General features: G+C 73.2%; 1 protein-coding gene. It reads left to right on the top strand.

The genetic code is table 11. The features are described 5' to 3' along the window. Positions 1–1,028, top strand: a 1,028-nt coding sequence (locus tag C6P64_RS17590; RefSeq protein WP_105749824.1) for an NAD(P) transhydrogenase subunit alpha, incomplete at both ends; no start/stop codon positions are given.

Below are 1,028 nucleotides of genomic sequence, written 5' to 3'. Positions count from 1 at the left end.
AGCTGGTGGCGCAAGGCCACCGGGTGCTGGTGCAGGCCGGCGCCGGCCTGGCTGTCAGCGCGACCGACGCGGCCTACCGGGCCGCCGGCGCCGAGATCGTCGAGGCCGCAGCCGCCTTCGGCGCCGACCTGGTGCTCAAAGTCCAGCGCCCCGCGCCGGATGAACTGGCCCGCATGCAGCCCGGCGCCGCGCTGGTCGGCATGCTCAACCCCTTCGACGCCGAGGGCCTGGGCCGCCTGGCCGCGGCCGGGCTGACCAGCTTCGCGCTCGAGGCCGCGCCGCGCACCACCCGCGCGCAGAGCCTGGACGTGCTGTCCTCGCAGGCCAATATCGCGGGCTACAAGGCGGTGCTGCTGGCGGCCAACCAGTACGGCCGCCTGTTCCCGATGCTGATGACCGCCGCCGGCACCATCAAGGCCGCGCGCGTCGTCATCCTGGGCGTGGGCGTCGCCGGCCTGCAGGCGATCGCCACCGCCAAGCGCCTCGGGGCGGTGATCGAGGCCTCCGACGTGCGGCCCTCGGTCAAGGAGCAGGTCGAGTCCTTGGGCGCCAAGTTCATCGACGTGCCCTTTGATACCGCCGAGGAACGCGAAGCCGCCGAGGGCGTGGGTGGCTACGCGCGCCCGATGCCGCCGAGCTGGCTGGAGCGGCAGAAGATCGAGGTCGCCAAGCGCGTCGCGCAGGCCGATGTCGTGATCTCGACCGCGCTGATCCCGGGCCGGGCCGCGCCGCTGCTGATCACCGAGGAGATGGTCCAGTCGATGAAGCCGGGCTCGGTGATCGTCGACCTCGCCGCCGGCAAGGGCCCGCTCGGACCGCATGGCGCACCGGGCGGCAACTGCCCGCTGACCGAGGCCGGCCAGACCGTGACCCGGCACGGCGTGCACCTGATCGGCGAGACCAACCTGCCGGCGCTGGTGCCGGCCGACAGCTCCAGCCTGTACGCGCGCAACCTGCTCGACTTCCTCAAGCTCGTGCTGCCGAAGGACGCCGCCGCGCTGCAGCTGCCGCCGGACGACGACATCGTC

This window comes from Malikia granosa (genome assembly GCF_002980595.1).
In the GTDB taxonomy this organism is placed as follows: Bacteria; Pseudomonadota; Gammaproteobacteria; order Burkholderiales; family Burkholderiaceae_C; genus Malikia; species Malikia granosa.
The sequence above is the reverse complement of the archived record's forward strand: the minus strand, read 5'-3'. Positions and strand labels throughout refer to the sequence as shown.